Genomic DNA, 15,073 nt, shown 5'->3' on the forward strand with positions numbered 1-15,073 from the left:
CCAGCTTGTCTAGACCGCTGTCATCTTAGCTGACAATCTCGGCATAAGCAGACACAAAATCCCCTATATTATTAACTTATGGATAGAGCAAATACTGTATTTCTAATTATCTCGAGTGTTTTGGTATTGTTTATGACACCGGGTTTGGCCTTCTTCTACGCGGGCCTCGGATCAAAAAAGAATGTCGTCAATACACTGACGTCCGTCTTCATTATGTGCAGTTTGGCCGTGCTATTATGGGTCGTCTTTGGTTACTCAATGTCCTTTATCGGCGATTTCTCCGGTATTGTCGGCGGCTTGCAGGGCTTTCTCTTACATGGCGTAAAACTGACAGCTCTGACCGCGACGAAAATTCCGACTAGTATCTATCTGGTCTTTCAGATGATGTTTGCGGTCATTACGCCAGCCTTGTTTGTGGGTGCGGTAGTCGGCCGCCTGCGTTTTAAGTTCTTGTTAGCTTTTACGACATTATGGTCACTTTTCATTTATTACCCCTTGGTTCACATGGTTTGGGCAAACGGCTTTCTGGCCAAACTCGGCGTGATTGATTTTGCTGGTGGGACGGTTGTTCATATCAACGCGGGCATTACAGCGCTAGTTTTGGCCTATGCTTTGGGCCAGCGCGACAGTTTCCGCAAGAATTTACAGGAAAAACACTATAACCTGTCCTGGGCTTTGCTGGGTACGACCGTCCTATGGATCGGCTGGTACGGTTTTAATGCCGGCTCTGCTTTAGGAGTCGATCAAATTGCAGTGCAGGCTTTTCTGACAACAACGGTTGCGACGGCTAGTTCAATGATGGCTTGGACGCTGATAGAAATGTCTTTGAAGGGCAAAGTATCGCTGTCAGGTATTTGTAATGGGACTCTGTGCGGTCTGGTCGGTATCACGCCGGCGACAGGTTATGTCACAGTGGCTGGTTCATTTTGGATCGGACTCGTCGCTGCGGCGGCCAGTTACTTCTTTGTCAACAAAATCAAGCAGCGTATTGGTTTGGATGACGCTTTAGACGCTTTTGGCTGTCATGGGGTCTGCGGGATCATTGGCAGTATTATGACTGGTTTATTTGCTAGCAAAGCTGTTAATCCATCGATTGCGTCGAACGGCTTGTTCTACGGCGGCGGCTTTAAACTCTTTGGCCTGCAGTTGTTTGGCACCTTCTTTACGATTGTCTTTGTGAGTGTCTTGAGCTTTGTCATCATCAGAGTTCTGAAACTCTTCATGAAGATGCGCGTTGATAGTGCTGAAGAAAAAGCCGGGCTTGATCAAGGCGAACATGGTGAAGTAGCTGATAACAACGTTTCGACTGTGACGGTCGCTGATTGAAAACGAGTCTCGACCTGTACTTAAAAAGTTAAAACTGAATCGTTTGTTTTTTCTAGGCAACTAGTTGTTGTTCAAAGTCGAGCGGTGATTGGTTGTCTAATTTTGTTTATATTCTAGTTGTATTGTGTAATAGCTGATCCAATTTGTAATGACCAGATGAAGTGTGACACAGGTCTTGTAGGCATGCCGACATATCTAGACAAGTGGATCTGCCAGACATACTTTGTTTAAGGCAACCCTTGCGTAAAAACTTGCACCCAAAAAATGCTGATATTGCTATCATTATTGGCAATATTTATCAAACGAATGACTTTCGAGCCCTTAAGCATTTAACACAGAGGAGAACTTAACTTGTAACAAAATAAGCAAAAACAAGATACAAAGAAAACCAATTTTGATTTAGTGCTCTACAGAAAAGCGATAGGGCAAATGGTGATTTCTCAACTACATCATCAATATCAAAGTTTGAGTAACTTGTTTTTTGGACTGTAGTGATCAGCAACTTGCCAACGAAGACCTTTTTAAAACCAGTGCTCAAACAGATTTAGTTACTAAAGAAAAATCGCATAGATTCATTCAAAAAAATCACGCGGATAGAAAACAACCGAACGATTAAATGCAAACTTTTTAAGCCAGCAATCATTAGACATACCCAGAAAAAGTTAGGAGATTTCGTTCGACAAAACCCAAAAAGTCGGTAACCAAGCCAAAACAAACGTCAAGAATGAGCGAGGCCGGCTGGGCATATATAGAGTTGTGTTCTTGATAACTGAAGTAGCTAAATGCTTCAGCAACGGATTTTCTCATTACAAAAGAGCTTTAATCAAAAAAATTGAAGAAGAGTTCTTCATGTAAAGGCTGGCCGCCATTAGGTTTGATAATAATAATAATATCTAAAATAACGAGTGCTATTAGCAGGATTTTTTTTATTTTGTCTATCATGTGTATACCTTGTTTCTTTTTTTAAAATGATTGTATTTCTTTTTTGTATGATAATCTATAGGCATGGCAACAAATCGAGTGATAGACGCTGGAAGACTATTCAGGAAAAAACGGAAAAGTAAGGGTTTGTCTACAAAAGAGATTTCTGAGGGGATTGTAGCCAGTTCTTCGGTTAATAAATTTGAAGTTGGCAAAATAGGATTAAGTTTTTTTAATTTATCAGATTTATTAGTGAAAATGGATATTAGTTTAGACGATTTTTATCAAGAAGTATCTGACCAAAATCCATCTCGCTATAATGTAAATTCTCGATATTCTCACTTCTTAACCGAAATAAGTTCGGTCTATCAGACCGATGATTTTGCAACTTTGGAAAAAATCGCAGTTGAAGAAGAACAAGCATATTTCCACGAAAAAAGCTTACTCAATTTAGCGAAAGCAGCCACGGTTATTTCTTTAATCAAAAATTTCAATAGTGATTACGTTTACAATAATGCTTTACAAGACGATATCGAAGATTATTTGATGAAAACTGATAATTTGAACAGCTTTTACTTATCTGTTTTTAATAACACGGCCGCATTATTAACTACTCCCGCTTTAATTTCGATATATGAAGATTGTCTCTATCAAAGGCCTGACGATGAAAATGTGCTAGCTGTAATGATTAATCTAGTAGATATATCGTATCGAAGAAAAGACTACCAAGACGCCAAAAAAATACTTGGCCAGTTAGAAAAATTAATTTCAAACAATCAGAATCTTTTGTTAGCCAGATTTAAGCTTACGTTCTTCAAAAATTTACTTTATCATAGTCGAGAAGCAGCACAAAGAAATCAAATTCTCATTGATGCTCTGAGATATATTGGGTCCAACAATATAGCTTCCTCTTATAGCGAATACATGAAAAAATACCCTTTTCCTTAAATTTTGAGAAAATAATTCTAATTATCGCAATATGAGAAAAATATAATTTTGTGTCTTTATCCTATGAACACGATGTGGTACACATATACCTTCGTGATTCTTGGGCACCGATCCTTCAATCGCGTTCTGCCTTTTTCGCGATTATTCTTTTGCTCAGTCTTTTCTTTGTGTCCATTAGTTGTTTAGCTCAAATCGTAAATAACAAGAATGCTGCAATCTTTTCGGCAAATTTAAAGACTCAAACGCTGAAATCTTTGCTTTTAGATCATAACCGACAAACTTCAGAAAAGGTTTCTTTTATTCTGAATAGTTTTAAAACAGTTTATATTTTTTCTAGCTCATCAATTTTTATTAAATGAATGATTTGCAAACTCTACAAGTGATCATGACTATGGGACAATCAAATTTTCAAAAAACACACGGTCTCAATGATTTGTTCATAGTTATCAGTGCTAGTTATTTAACACTAAAAGTAAAGATGAGAACAGTGTATTTAATATTGGCCGGACTGCTGCAAAATAAAACATATATGGATAAGTATTCGTGATTTTTACGTAGTTTATGCCTTTTTTTCCTAGTAAATCACTTAAATTTGCAAAAATTGCGAGTTTCTTTTTTTTCTTTAATCAGTTTTATGCTGGAGTTAATCTTATTTAAGAGAAGGAGAAGGAACAAAAAGATGAAAGAATTAAATGTTAAAAAGGAATTAAACAAAGTTTCGATTGCTTTGTCAAACCATGGAATTTATAAAGATCAAATGAATACATTTGTGTGGAATCCCAATAAAGTCACTGTGGTCAATAAAGACTCTGGTTATTTGGAACATGTGGTTTTATCTTCTTGGAATTAAAGAATGGAGAATCATAATCTTCAAGAATGGCTTTTAGACCAAAAAGAGAGTGTTTTTTCTTGGGTCGACAAGAATCAGCACCTCTTTTTTTTGACGGACAAATCATGTGCTGAATATTATGAAGAAGTTCTTTTCAGAACACGAAGAACTGAATGTTTGCGAGAAAAAGCTTTGACATATCTAATGCGTAGCTTTGATCTGCATGACTTACAGAATATTCAATATTCTTCGTTAAATAATTCTAAATTCAACATAGATTATCGATTTTTGGAAAAGAATGCCATTTATGTTTTGTATAAAGGTAAAGGCCATAATCTAATTGATGAAGGTAGGATTTTGTCAAATAGTTGTTTTAAAAAGTTAATTGTGCATGACTACCCTAGGTCGGTACTATTAGACAGAAATTTTCTTTACAGTATCACCCATTTCTGTTTCTATTTTTCGTATTTTAATGAACAAACGAGTCATTTTCGTAGAATGGTTTTCAACGAAATACCGAAAATTAGAGTGAAGCAAATTCTAGTCTTGGGAATGTACATTTCACTAATTAAGAGAGATATTGATGTACTTTTAGAATTATTGGTATCAAGCGTTTTGCTGGATTGCATGAATGATCTAGATTTTCACCTTCAACAGTTAATTATTTTGTATTTAGAAAAATCGTATGTCCAAGCTGGATATATAAATCCGATACTAGGTACGAGCGGATTGCAAAGTACCCCAAACATGTCTATAAATGCTCAATTAGATTTCAAAGATATATATCATTCCTCACTGATTTTGAAAATATTGTTAAATGTACTTTAAGATTGAGAGCTATTTCATTATGAATAATACAGATCAAGCTAACCAATCATTAATATATAAAATTCAGCAATTGAGGAAAAAAGTGTCTGTTTTGGTAGTTCACAGCAATAGTTTAGCTATTTATAATATTGCCCCCTTATTTTTAAGGGCTCATTTTATTAAAGAATTGTTTGATCATACGATCGTAAAAACGAATGCAGTAGCTGATATTAATTTGGCTATGTTACGAGATTATCCAGATATTTTGGTGGTCTCATATCTTCAATTTGTGAAAGAAAAACAGTACGATATTGCTGTTAGAGCGTTGATTCTTTTATATGTTATTAGTAACGATAAACAAAATGTCAAAGGGCTGTTAACAGATTTATATTTTGATGATTTAGCTAGCATGACCAAGTTGTCAGATATACCAGTTTCAATTATTTTTGGACTAATCGGGATTAAATCTTAGGAGGTTTCATGGCAAAAAAGAGTAAACAACAAAAATCTGGGTTAACCGCACTATTCAAATATGCGGAAATCAAAAAATCTTTATTAACGACTGGCCTGATTTTTTCCATCCTCAGTGCTGCTTTGTCCTTGGTATTTCCCTTGTTCATTGCGAATTTGATCGATAGTTTTAGAAAACATTTTTCGCTTCCGCTTGTGTTGGCCGTAATTGTGACGCTGCTGTTTTCCACCTTGTTCAGTGTGTTGAACAGTTACACGATGGGCAAAGCCAGTCAGACTTTTATTGCCTCGATTCGGAAAAAAGCATCAGCTCGCTTGATGAATATACCGATCAAATTCTTTACGGATAAACAATCCGGTGAAATTTCTAACCATATTGCCAACGACACCCAATCAATTGATCTCTTGATCCGTCAGAATGTCTCTTCCTTTATTAGCGGTGTGATTTTGGTAATTGGCTCGATTGTAATCTTGTTTCTGATTAATTGGTCTTTGACGCTGATTGTCCTGCTGGCTCTGATTGCCGTGTTTTTAATTCTTTCACCAATTAGCAACATTCAAAATAAGACTTCGGCCAGTTTGCAAAACGAACTGGGCCATTTCTCTAGCCGCTTGAATCAAGTTGCATCTGAAATTCGCATGATTAAAAGTTTCAATGGCCAAGAATCGCAAAAAGAAAAGCTGGATGACAGTGTCGACCGTCTGTACCGTTTTAATATGAAGGTTCTAAAAATCAATTCATTACTGGACCCAATCGAGTACACGATCCTCTTTTCCAGCATTTTCTTTGTCCTGATTATCGGCGGCCTGATGGTCTCTTCAAGCGGCATGACGATCGGTGCTTTAGTTTCCTTCTTTATCTATTTCTTGCAAATCATGACTCCAATTAGCAGCATCGCTCAGACGATTAATCAGTTTCAATCAGCCAATGGTGCTTCTAAATGGCTGGTCGCTCTGCTGCAAACAGGTGAAGAGACCGACAATCAGCAACTGGTTCCGGCAGGTACTTTTGCTTCGCCCTTAGTCTTTGACCAAGTCTCTTTCGCCTATAATCCGAAAGCTGATGTTTTGTCAAACCTAAATTTCAAAATTCCAGCTGGCAGCGTGACGGCTTTCGTCGGGCCTTCAGGCGGCGGCAAATCGACAATCATTTCGCTAATCGAAAAGTTTTATCTGCCCAGCAAAGGGGAATTATCCATGGCCGGAAAAAATATCCAAAATTTCGGCCTGCATTATTGGCGTGATCATGTCGCCTATGTGCCTCAACAGGGTTCCGTGCTGGTCGGGACGCTGCGTGATAATCTGACGATTGGATTAAAAAAAGAAGTTTCTGACGAACAAATTAATCAAGCTTTGAAAGATGCTTCGGCTTTTGATTTCGTTGAAAAACTTCCTAAAAAATTAGACACTGATTTATCTGAGCGCGGTGCCAATCTTTCTGGCGGCCAGCTGCAGCGGATTATGATTGCCCGGGCCTTTTTAAAACAAGCTGATATTTATATTTTTGATGAAGCAACAGCCAGCTTGGACAGCCAATCTGAATTCTTCATCCAGCAAGCCATTGATAAGATCAAAGCCAAGGCCACGATTATTATGATCGCTCATCGGTTGGCAACTGTTAAAAATGCCGACCAGATTCTCTTTTTGGATCACGGTCAAATTACCGGCGAAGGTACACATGATGAGCTGTATAAAACCCACCCGCTTTACCGTAAATATGTTCAAGAACAGCTGCTCAAACAGGGTTGAAGTTATTCATTGGTTTGATCTCCCGTATTCATGGATGCACATTGTTTTTTAAACTTACCAGACACAGCCACAATGTGAATACGGCAACTAAAAATAAAATCAAAAAGTTAATTTCTAGCCCCTGTCGTGTTCCTAAGAGTACATTGCCTCGTTGTGCCTGCATAAAAGAAATGATCGATGATGAAATTGCGATTCCCACTGCGGCTGAATAGGATTGTGCCGTCATGTAAATTGCGTTGCCATCGTTTCTTAGATGAACTGCTAGCTGAGATAGGCTAAAGGTCATGATGTTGCTGTAGCTCAGACTGAGCCCGACCATAAAGAACATATAGATGACAATCAATCGGCTAATGTCTGGCGTAATCAGCACGGCATACAAGAAGGTCAGTCCAATGACTACACAGCCACTAATAATGGGTAAACGAGGTGTGGCCTTATCGTAAATCATACCGGCAGCGACCGATAGCAGGGCATCAATCACAGCCGCGGGAGCCACTAGAATGCCGGCCAAGCTGGGAGACTGATGGAAAAGTATTTGCAGAACATTGGGAATTAAGTAGGACATGCTAAGAGAACTGAATTGCAAAAGAAAAAAGGCACTGAGCAGTCTTACAAACTGTTTATTTTTAAAAAGACTTAATGCCAACAATTGATTGCTTTTATTTTTCTCGCTATGAAGGAAAATCATGCCGCTTAGGCAGGCTACGCCCAGCAAAGGCAGATTCCATTTCACAGAACTGCTATTGGCAGTTAAGTTGACCACAAACATCAAAGCAGTTGTCAGAAAAATTGCTAAGAAAAAGCCGCCGCGCGCATCAAAAGCAACATGACGGACTGGTGTAGTCTGTTTAATGCTAAGCTCGCCAACCACCCAAGCAGCAATAATAAAAGGTACCAAAATAATAAATAGAAAATGCCAATTCAATGTGTCCTGTATGATGCCGCCATAGATAGGCCCTACTGCTGGTGCAAAAGCAATCACAAGACTACCTATTCCCATAAATGTGCCCACTTTTTTCTGTGCCACTTGATTTAATATGGTGACGAACATTAAAGGCAAAGCGATGCCATCAGCGATTCCCTGACATAAACGACCAAGTAAAACCCATTGAAAGCTGTTGGCATAGCCTGCAATCAAGGTACCTGCTAAAAAGCTTAAGCAGGAAACTCTAAATAAGGTAATCACGCGAAAGCGTTTTAAAAAGAATGAACCAAATGGAATTAGGCTCGTCGAGACTAGCATGTATCCGGTAGTCAACCATTGAACTTGACTGATAGGAATGACAAAAATCTCTGTCAGTTGTGGAAAGGCAATGTTTAAGGCTGTTTCGACAACTATTCCCAAAAAACTCAAAAAGCCGATCGAAATAATCGCAGCCAATAATCTTATATTTTTCACTCGATACAAAAAGCTGCCTCCTGGATGTGAGTTTTCTCGTTGTTTTCAGAAACATCTATGAACTAGCGAAACTTCAAAAGCAGCTCTAAGTGCTGGACTGCTTATGATTTTAATGACAATGTTCATTATGACTTAAATTAATTTTCAAAGTCAGCCTTACTAATTCAAAATCGCAAACGGGTCACTAGGGCATATCTAATTGGTCTTTTTGATTGCGTGTTTTAATAGAAAAAAGTTGAAACGGCATTAGAAAGATGTTTCCTAGCTAATGCAGCAGACCGTTGGTAATAATATTTGGATTGCACTGGCACGGTGTATCGGGATTATGCTGGTGGCCTACATTTTTGCAGTGCGTGCTTACCAGCGGAAAACGGCTTAATATTTTTATGGTTTAATTTGTCATTGATATGGACAAAATCTTCTTATTTGAGGGCTGAATCGTCACAATGACGCTTTTCCACCATAAATGGTCAAATTGGGGGAATTTTCTAATTGACGCCGGTCCAAAATCGGCCCAGCTGCTTTGATTAAATTTCTAACAGCGGGCAATTTCAATGAATCATTATGGGCGGCTTCATTCTCCCAAACTTCATAAACATATACAGCATCAGGCTCATGTGGATCCATTCCGACAATATAACAAAAACAATTCCCAACTGGTTCTAATTCTTTCGATGCTTTTAATAAAAGTTTTAGCAGTTGATCACCGTTTCCCTTGGTGGCCTGTAATTTACTAAACTTACAAAACTTGTTCATCATAATGGGATGCCTCCTTTTTGTTCGTAGTGTAGACTTTGCCGCCAGGTTATTCAATGATGATGTTGCCAAATTTTATAACAAAACTCGGTGTCGCAACTGTCTTCTCAGTAGCTATTTGGCATCCAAGCAAGGATAATAGTTAATATGCCTGAATTACCAGACAATTGTTATACCTTTTCCGTTGCAGAACTCGCTGAGATTAAAGAGACTTATCAATTACTGTTAGCTGATAAGCATGCGCATAATCGACAGTTTAAAAAACGAGAGAGACATTTCCAATGGAATCTGGTCATTCTATTAGTTTCCTTTGTTCTCAGCCTCAGTCTTTGTTGGCTGACCATTCGTTTGTTGGGCTTTGTTTTCGGCATGCTGGCTCAAGGCATGGATTTAAGATCGATCTCCTCAACACTTGCTAGGTATCCCACCACAATTTTAATCATCATGAGCGGTCCGCTGGTGATGTTGCTGGTGATCATTGAATTTGTTTGGATCAAACACAAGAAGGATTTGGACCGATACCTGTTCAACCAATTCCCAACTTCTGCTGTCCGCTATAACCACACTCCTTACCTGAAAACTTTTCATATCCAACAAATGATCAAATTACCTGACTACTTGATTATCTGGCCAGTAGCTAAAGAAAGGCAGATCATACCCACACCTGACCAGGTTTCTTGCTGGATCATTAGAAAAGCCGACCAACCAGCTATCTATAACAAGCTATCTACGACTTACTACAATAATCTGTTAAAGAATCCGAAAGCTAGTCGTTGGGTTGATTACTGGCTAATCGATGGGACAAAGAAAGACAATTAATTAACTCGAAATATTGAAGAGCTATGAGACCCACTGCTATCAGCAATGGGTTTTTGTGAGATTATAGGGTAGTTGTATATAAAGGGTATTATCTTTAATTTCAACTGTATTGATAGATTCAGTTGGCAGAACGACTGGCTGCATAGGTTGTGAACTCCTTAGTTGCAGAAAACCAAAAAATGAAATACAATGATGTAGTACGATGGTAAACATTTGGAGGCGAAATACAATGAGTACAAGCGTGATTAAAAATAAAACAGTTTCAACACGTGTGACTTTGGATATTGATCAAAGAGCCAAGAGCAATTTGGCCAAGCAGGGCCTCACTATTTCTGAGTATATTCGTTTATCTTTAGTTAAAGCGGCCAACAATGAAGTTCGTTTAGTCAGCTTTTTAGATTCTCCTGAAGCCTTAGAAGCAAAAAGAGAAGCTGAAACAGGACAAGTCAAAACGATTGGTTCCTTAGATGATTTCGATCACTGGGTTGATCAGTTAGATGCAAATTAAACAAACACCGTCATTTGAACGCCAACTAAAAAAATTAGCCAAGAAACATTTTCCTGTTTCAGTCTTAAAGGCTTGTTTAAAGGCTCTGGCCGAACAAGATCAGGCTATCTTAAAACGGATTAAGGATCACGCTTTAAAAGGAAAATGGCGGGGCTATCGTGAATTTCACCCTGCTAGGTATGGCAGCTATGGTCAAATTTACGATAGCTGGATTGTGATCTATCAGCTAAACGACGAAGAATTAGTTCTATTATTAGTTGCAACTGGTTCCCATGAAATCTTAGATCAATGAAATCAATACGCAGGATTATCCTTATGTTACTGTCGACCAATATACAGGTAACTTCCGGGGTTAAAAGAAGGATTGAAATTAAAAGCCTCTCCATGATGTTCTTGTGGCAGAGGCTTTTTTATATGTACCATCATTAAGAGGATAATAAATTTAATTCTAAGAAAAGGAGATAATCCGTGTTGCAAAACAATAACCAAAAAGCCGGTCAAGTTTTCCGTCGACTACGTAAAGATCATGGTTATTCAGCAAAAACAGTTATGGCCAATATTATGTCAGTTTCTCTGTTACGCAAATTTGAAGAGGGTAGTTGTGATATTGTCTCAACAAAATTGTTAGCCTTGTTACGGCGTTTACATATCAGCTATAACGAGTTCGCGTTTCTATTACAAGGACAACAAGAAGATGAATACACGGCTTTTTTAACCGAACTGTCTGATCACTATTACAAAAATGATCTCAAAAAACTGGAAACGATGTACCACTGCCAAGCTCAAAATTATCAACTGACTCAAGATCCATTTTATCTAGTGACTCAAGCCACGGCCGCTGTCTTGATTCAAGACTTAGAGCCATCTTTTGTGATTGATCATGCACTGGCCGATCACTTAAACAACTATCTTCTAGCCACGAATGATTGGGACAGCTTTCAGATTGCGACTTTAGGCAATTGCCTACCTATTATCAATTCCAAGATGATCATGCTGATCCTTCGTGAATTAGATGAAAAGGTTCACACTTTTGAAAAGGTCGCCGATAATTATGAACGCTACCTGTCTCTGTTGGCAAATACGATTGAAACTCTCATGAATCGTCGCTTGATTGACCAGGCCAAAAGCGTCTTGCATCACATGCAGCAATTAGCCATTCCGAAAACAATGTCACAAGCTAGGATCAAGATGACCTTCTTGGCCAACCTATTAGAAAACAACAGACAACAAGGTATCGATAAAAATCAGCATCTCTTAGAACTGCTCAGATTGTCTGGATCGCCCACTTTAGCTCAAAGCTACGAAGATTACATGACCAGTTTTTTGCAGCAATCCAGCTAAAAGTCACCATATCTTGTTACTTTGTTTCACGGCCCACAACAACAGGTATACTAATGACAAATTATGGAGCGTTAATATGAATCAGATCTACTTCAAATTTGAAATGAACAAACTCTGGCAGCGAAAAACGACTTGGCTGTTTTCATTGACTTTAATTCTTTGTCTGCTTATTGGCTTTGGTGGCCAGTTCTACTTGCAAAGACAATTTGTCACGCAGTATACAGCTCGATTGCAACAACATATTAAGCGCGGCCGGCGGCAAGAAAAAGTGGGTATCACTAGCCGTCGCTTCATGAATCCTTTTCAAACAGAAAAGCAGGCCTTAAAACAGGCGACGCGTTATTTCCGCGATTACTATCGTTTTATGCAACGAGCCAGAACCACTGCCGACTCAAGCAAAGGTGACTTGTTCAGCCCGCTCATGGTGGGCTTTGACAGTTCTGGCAGTTCCGGTTTCGATCCTATGACGATTCAAGCCACTTACGACCAGCTCACACTGATCAAACAACGGCATCTGCCAACTATGTTTCCCACGCGCTTATTACTCAACGAAAATAGTCGTGCCAGCTATCAGGGCGACCTGACCAACTGGTCGGCTGATGCTGCCCTCTATGGGGCTCACTTTTATACTTATGGCTGGTATTTTCTCTGGTCGCTAGTGACTAACAATTATGTATCTTTTCTCTTATTTATTGTGTTAGCCTTGTTGGCTTGCGCTTTTGTCAGCAGGGAATTGACTAAAACACATCCTACTTATCACTTGCTTTGGACTCAAGGAATTAAGCCGGGCAATTTTTATCGGAGTAAATACGTCCTGTTGTTAGCTTACTTTTTACTGAGTTGTTTGTTAGCTGTCGGTGTCTTGTTGCTGGTGACTCTCTTAACTGGGCATTTAGGCAGCCTGGCCTATCCGGTTTTTCATTGGCAAACAGACGGTAGTTATGATTTTCGTCCTTTATCAAGCATGTTTGCCGCTGGCGGCTTGGTCTTCATCTTGGCTGCGGCTTTTGTTTTGGCTGTCAGTTTTTTCTTCTCAATCCTGATTAAAGAATTTTGGGGTGCAAGCATCGCTACGATCTTTGTGATTGTTAGTGGGGCCTTCGTCAAGCAATTGTGGTTTTTGCCTGTCGGCTATTTGAATATCGGTCAGACAGTCGACGGCTATCTTTTTTTAAATCACTTCTCAAACAGTCTCTGGCTGCCTGTCGCTGTCCTGCTGAGTTATACCTTGCTGATAGCCCTAGCCGGCTGGTCCTTATTAAAATGGAAAAGAGGTCTCTAAGATGATTTTAGACATCCAACAACTTTCACTGTCCTTTAAACAAAAAAGCATTTTCAAGCAAACGGCATTAAGCATTTCCCAGCCGGGTATCTATGGTCTGGTAGCACCCAACGGTTCTGGAAAGACGACACTTTTAAATCTGATTGCTAATCTATTAGTCCCTGATGCAGGTTCGATTAGTTTGTTTGACAAGCCGGATAACCAGCAGCGTTTCTTTCAATCGGCGAGCTTTTTACAAGATAATACCGTTCTCTATGATTATCTGACGGCCTATGATCATTTAAAACTGATTTGCCAGCTGCGTCAGATTCCTTTATCTCAGATCACTAAAATTGCCGAGCTGTTAGACATGACTGACTACTTGACTCAGAAAAAAGTTTCGGCTTTTTCTTTAGGCATGAAACAACGTTTGCTCTTAGCCATGGCCTTGATTGCCGATACGCCGCTGGTCTTGTTAGACGAGCCACTAAATGGGCTTGATCCAACTAGTCTGCAAATTATTAGAAAGACCTTATTAGCCATGAAAGAACATGGCAAAACACTATTGGTCTCTTCTCATAACTTAGATGAGCTGGATAAAGTCACTCGCAAAATCTTTTTTATCAAGAATCAACAAATCTTTTATAAAGAGCTCTCGAGTAACGAATCCTCTGAAGCCGTCTATGAGAAGCTCTACATGAGTCAGCCATGAGAAACTCTACATGAGTCAGCCATGAGAAACTTAATTGCTTTTGAATACTTAAAGACACGCAAAAGCCTCAGCCGTTTAATTCCTTTAGGCTTCTTTTTGCTTCTGCCAATCGCGATCTTCTTTTATCAAACACAGCAGGTGACTCTTTATCACCGTTCCATGTCTGGACAGATCCAAACGACGCATGCCGCTATTAGCAATAGCTATTTAGCCGCCAGTGCGCAGCTAAAAAAGACAAGCAAGGGTTCACCAACCTACATAACACTATCCAGACAGATGACTCAGTTGTCCTATTTAGGCCGTTTAGCTACGAAAGTTTCCAATGATTTTGATAGCCAGCAAGGCCAGCCATTTTTAAGGGATACTTTGACCTTGCACCGGCAAATGACCCAGTATACGACTCAGCATCCTGAAGCTGATCTCGGCTTTTTCATTAGTGATCAGGAACTAGCGCGGTATGCCTATCTATCTCGTCATCATCTGGCTCTAGAACAGCCGACTGTTTCGGCAGTTTTTCCTAATTTTCTCATAATCTTGGCGAGTTATCTTTTTTCGCCTCTTGGAATTTTCGCCACGGTTCTGGTCATTGCTATTGGTTTTTTAATTGACGCTAAATCTCCGACTTATCGCTTGTTCTATACTAATTCACCTGATAGCGGTCGTTGGGTTCGTGCTTTTCAAGGCTATTTTGTCGGGCAGTATCTGATAGGACTGGTTGTTTCATTAGTTATTGCTATTAGCCTCTCATTATTTTCTTCAACGCCCTATCTGCGCAGTGGGCATTATTCTTGGACACGGCCTGTCTTTTTAGGCATGCAGCTGCCTCGGATCAGCTCGCGCTTTTTCTTACAATCATTAAACGGTTCCTTAGCTGTTTTCTTTGCCTTGGCTCTCTTTCAAATCGTTGTTTTAGTCAATAAAAAAGAGCTCACGGCTCTGATCAGTTTTATTGCTTTACTAGTCGCGGGTGAACTAACAGCCTTTTTCGGTCACAGTTCTTTTAATCCTCTGAACGCCTTGGCTTGGCCTGTGCAGATTGTGCAAGGCAGTCCGGTCACAGAGCACCCGCTTAGCCTCTTATTCTTGGTGCTTTTTACTGTTTGCCTGCTATGGCTGGCTGGTCGATTGCGGAATCGGGCATAAAAATATCAAGGTTATTCGTGAAGGGTTAATTTAAAAAGGCTGTTAGCGTATGACACATCAATAAAAAATACCTCATAAGTCTA

The 15,073-nt window shown here is 39.3% G+C and carries 15 protein-coding genes; 13 read left to right on the forward strand and 2 right to left on the reverse strand.

The window, feature by feature from the left end; all coding sequences use genetic code 11:
• The first annotated feature begins 78 nt into the window (after positions 1–78).
• The 6 genes from NRF22_RS06315 to NRF22_RS06340 all read left to right on the forward strand — a co-directional run bounded on the left by NRF22_RS06315 (position 79) and on the right by NRF22_RS06340 (position 7,051).
• Entirely contained in the window at positions 79–1,326 is a 1,248-nt protein-coding gene (locus tag NRF22_RS06315; RefSeq protein ID WP_263779744.1) for an ammonium transporter, read from the forward strand.
• A 1,005-nt stretch (positions 1,327–2,331) separates the two neighbouring features.
• Positions 2,332–3,195: an Rgg/GadR/MutR family transcriptional regulator gene (locus NRF22_RS06320; RefSeq protein ID WP_263779745.1), complete on the forward strand. Its 864-nt coding sequence runs from the start codon at positions 2,332–2,334 to the stop codon at positions 3,193–3,195.
• 679 nt (positions 3,196–3,874) lie between these two features.
• A complete protein-coding gene (locus tag NRF22_RS06325) occupies positions 3,875–4,045 on the forward strand; it encodes a hypothetical protein (RefSeq protein WP_263779746.1) in 171 nt (56 codons plus the stop codon).
• Between the two features lie 3 nt (positions 4,046–4,048).
• Entirely contained in the window at positions 4,049–4,852 is an 804-nt protein-coding gene (locus NRF22_RS06330; RefSeq protein ID WP_263779747.1) for a hypothetical protein, read from the forward strand.
• Positions 4,853–4,871: 19 nt separating this feature from the next.
• Complete coding sequence (locus tag NRF22_RS06335; protein ID WP_263779748.1) at positions 4,872–5,303, forward strand: hypothetical protein; 432 nt, start codon at positions 4,872–4,874, stop codon at positions 5,301–5,303.
• Positions 5,304–5,311: 8 nt separating this feature from the next.
• Positions 5,312–7,051, forward strand: a complete 1,740-nt coding sequence (locus NRF22_RS06340) for an ABC transporter ATP-binding protein (protein ID WP_263779749.1) — start codon at positions 5,312–5,314, stop codon at positions 7,049–7,051.
• Positions 7,052–7,079: 28 nt separating this feature from the next.
• Here NRF22_RS06340 and NRF22_RS06345 read toward each other — a convergent pair whose 3' ends face one another.
• Both NRF22_RS06345 and NRF22_RS06350 read right to left on the reverse strand, forming a co-directional pair.
• Positions 7,080–8,441, reverse strand: a complete 1,362-nt coding sequence (locus NRF22_RS06345; RefSeq protein WP_412178725.1) for an MFS transporter — start codon at positions 8,439–8,441, stop codon at positions 7,080–7,082.
• 450 nt (positions 8,442–8,891) lie between these two features.
• The gene (locus NRF22_RS06350; protein ID WP_412178722.1) at positions 8,892–9,209 is read right to left on the reverse strand and encodes a putative quinol monooxygenase; all 318 of its coding nucleotides are present in this window, start codon (positions 9,207–9,209) and stop codon (positions 8,892–8,894) included.
• Positions 9,210–9,353: 144 nt separating this feature from the next.
• Between NRF22_RS06350 and NRF22_RS06355 the strand changes: the two genes are divergently transcribed.
• The 7 genes from NRF22_RS06355 to NRF22_RS06385 all read left to right on the forward strand — a co-directional run bounded on the left by NRF22_RS06355 (position 9,354) and on the right by NRF22_RS06385 (position 14,990).
• The gene (locus NRF22_RS06355) at positions 9,354–10,025 is read left to right on the forward strand and encodes a hypothetical protein (RefSeq protein WP_263779751.1); all 672 of its coding nucleotides are present in this window, start codon (positions 9,354–9,356) and stop codon (positions 10,023–10,025) included.
• 229 nt (positions 10,026–10,254) lie between these two features.
• Positions 10,255–10,533 (forward strand): type II toxin-antitoxin system RelB/DinJ family antitoxin, encoded by a 279-nt coding sequence (locus NRF22_RS06360; protein WP_007745251.1) that lies wholly within the window; start codon positions 10,255–10,257, stop codon positions 10,531–10,533.
• Positions 10,523–10,825 (forward strand): type II toxin-antitoxin system YafQ family toxin, encoded by a 303-nt coding sequence (locus NRF22_RS06365; protein WP_007745252.1) that lies wholly within the window; start codon positions 10,523–10,525, stop codon positions 10,823–10,825. Before NRF22_RS06360 ends, NRF22_RS06365 begins: the two co-directional genes overlap by 11 nt.
• Before the next feature lie 179 nt (positions 10,826–11,004).
• Entirely contained in the window at positions 11,005–11,874 is an 870-nt protein-coding gene (locus tag NRF22_RS06370) for a hypothetical protein (protein ID WP_263779752.1), read from the forward strand.
• Positions 11,875–11,950: 76 nt separating this feature from the next.
• Positions 11,951–13,156: a hypothetical protein gene (locus tag NRF22_RS06375; RefSeq protein WP_263779753.1), complete on the forward strand. Its 1,206-nt coding sequence runs from the start codon at positions 11,951–11,953 to the stop codon at positions 13,154–13,156.
• Position 13,157: 1 nt separating this feature from the next.
• Positions 13,158–13,847 carry an ABC transporter ATP-binding protein gene (locus NRF22_RS06380; protein ID WP_263779754.1) on the forward strand — a complete coding sequence of 230 codons (690 nt, stop codon included), beginning with the start codon at positions 13,158–13,160 and terminating at the stop codon, positions 13,845–13,847.
• Positions 13,848–13,868: 21 nt separating this feature from the next.
• Entirely contained in the window at positions 13,869–14,990 is a 1,122-nt protein-coding gene (locus NRF22_RS06385) for a hypothetical protein (RefSeq protein WP_263779755.1), read from the forward strand.
• Positions 14,991–15,073: the final 83 nt, after the last annotated feature.

Source organism: Oenococcus kitaharae, from assembly GCF_025758695.1.
Classification (GTDB): domain Bacteria; phylum Bacillota; class Bacilli; order Lactobacillales; family Lactobacillaceae; genus Oenococcus; species Oenococcus kitaharae_A.

What these genes read in the sequence shown, in the direction of transcription:
- NRF22_RS06325 (WP_263779746.1), top strand. Translation starts at nt 3,875, where the DNA reads ATGAAAGAATTAAATGTTAAAAAGGAATTAAACAAAGTTTCGATTGCT.
- NRF22_RS06315 (WP_263779744.1), top strand. Translation starts at nt 79, where the DNA reads ATGGATAGAGCAAATACTGTATTTCTAATTATCTCGAGTGTTTTGGTA.
- NRF22_RS06330 (WP_263779747.1), top strand. Translation starts at nt 4,049, where the DNA reads ATGGAGAATCATAATCTTCAAGAATGGCTTTTAGACCAAAAAGAGAGT.
- NRF22_RS06365 (WP_007745252.1), top strand. Translation starts at nt 10,523, where the DNA reads ATGCAAATTAAACAAACACCGTCATTTGAACGCCAACTAAAAAAATTA.
- NRF22_RS06350 (WP_412178722.1), bottom strand. Translation starts at nt 9,209, where the DNA reads ATGATGAACAAGTTTTGTAAGTTTAGTAAATTACAGGCCACCAAGGGA.
- NRF22_RS06385 (WP_263779755.1), top strand. Translation starts at nt 13,869, where the DNA reads ATGAGAAACTTAATTGCTTTTGAATACTTAAAGACACGCAAAAGCCTC.
- NRF22_RS06335 (WP_263779748.1), top strand. Translation starts at nt 4,872, where the DNA reads ATGAATAATACAGATCAAGCTAACCAATCATTAATATATAAAATTCAG.
- NRF22_RS06355 (WP_263779751.1), top strand. Translation starts at nt 9,354, where the DNA reads ATGCCTGAATTACCAGACAATTGTTATACCTTTTCCGTTGCAGAACTC.
- NRF22_RS06380 (WP_263779754.1), top strand. Translation starts at nt 13,158, where the DNA reads ATGATTTTAGACATCCAACAACTTTCACTGTCCTTTAAACAAAAAAGC.
- NRF22_RS06320 (WP_263779745.1), top strand. Translation starts at nt 2,332, where the DNA reads ATGGCAACAAATCGAGTGATAGACGCTGGAAGACTATTCAGGAAAAAA.
- NRF22_RS06375 (WP_263779753.1), top strand. Translation starts at nt 11,951, where the DNA reads ATGAATCAGATCTACTTCAAATTTGAAATGAACAAACTCTGGCAGCGA.
- NRF22_RS06340 (WP_263779749.1), top strand. Translation starts at nt 5,312, where the DNA reads ATGGCAAAAAAGAGTAAACAACAAAAATCTGGGTTAACCGCACTATTC.
- NRF22_RS06360 (WP_007745251.1), top strand. Translation starts at nt 10,255, where the DNA reads ATGAGTACAAGCGTGATTAAAAATAAAACAGTTTCAACACGTGTGACT.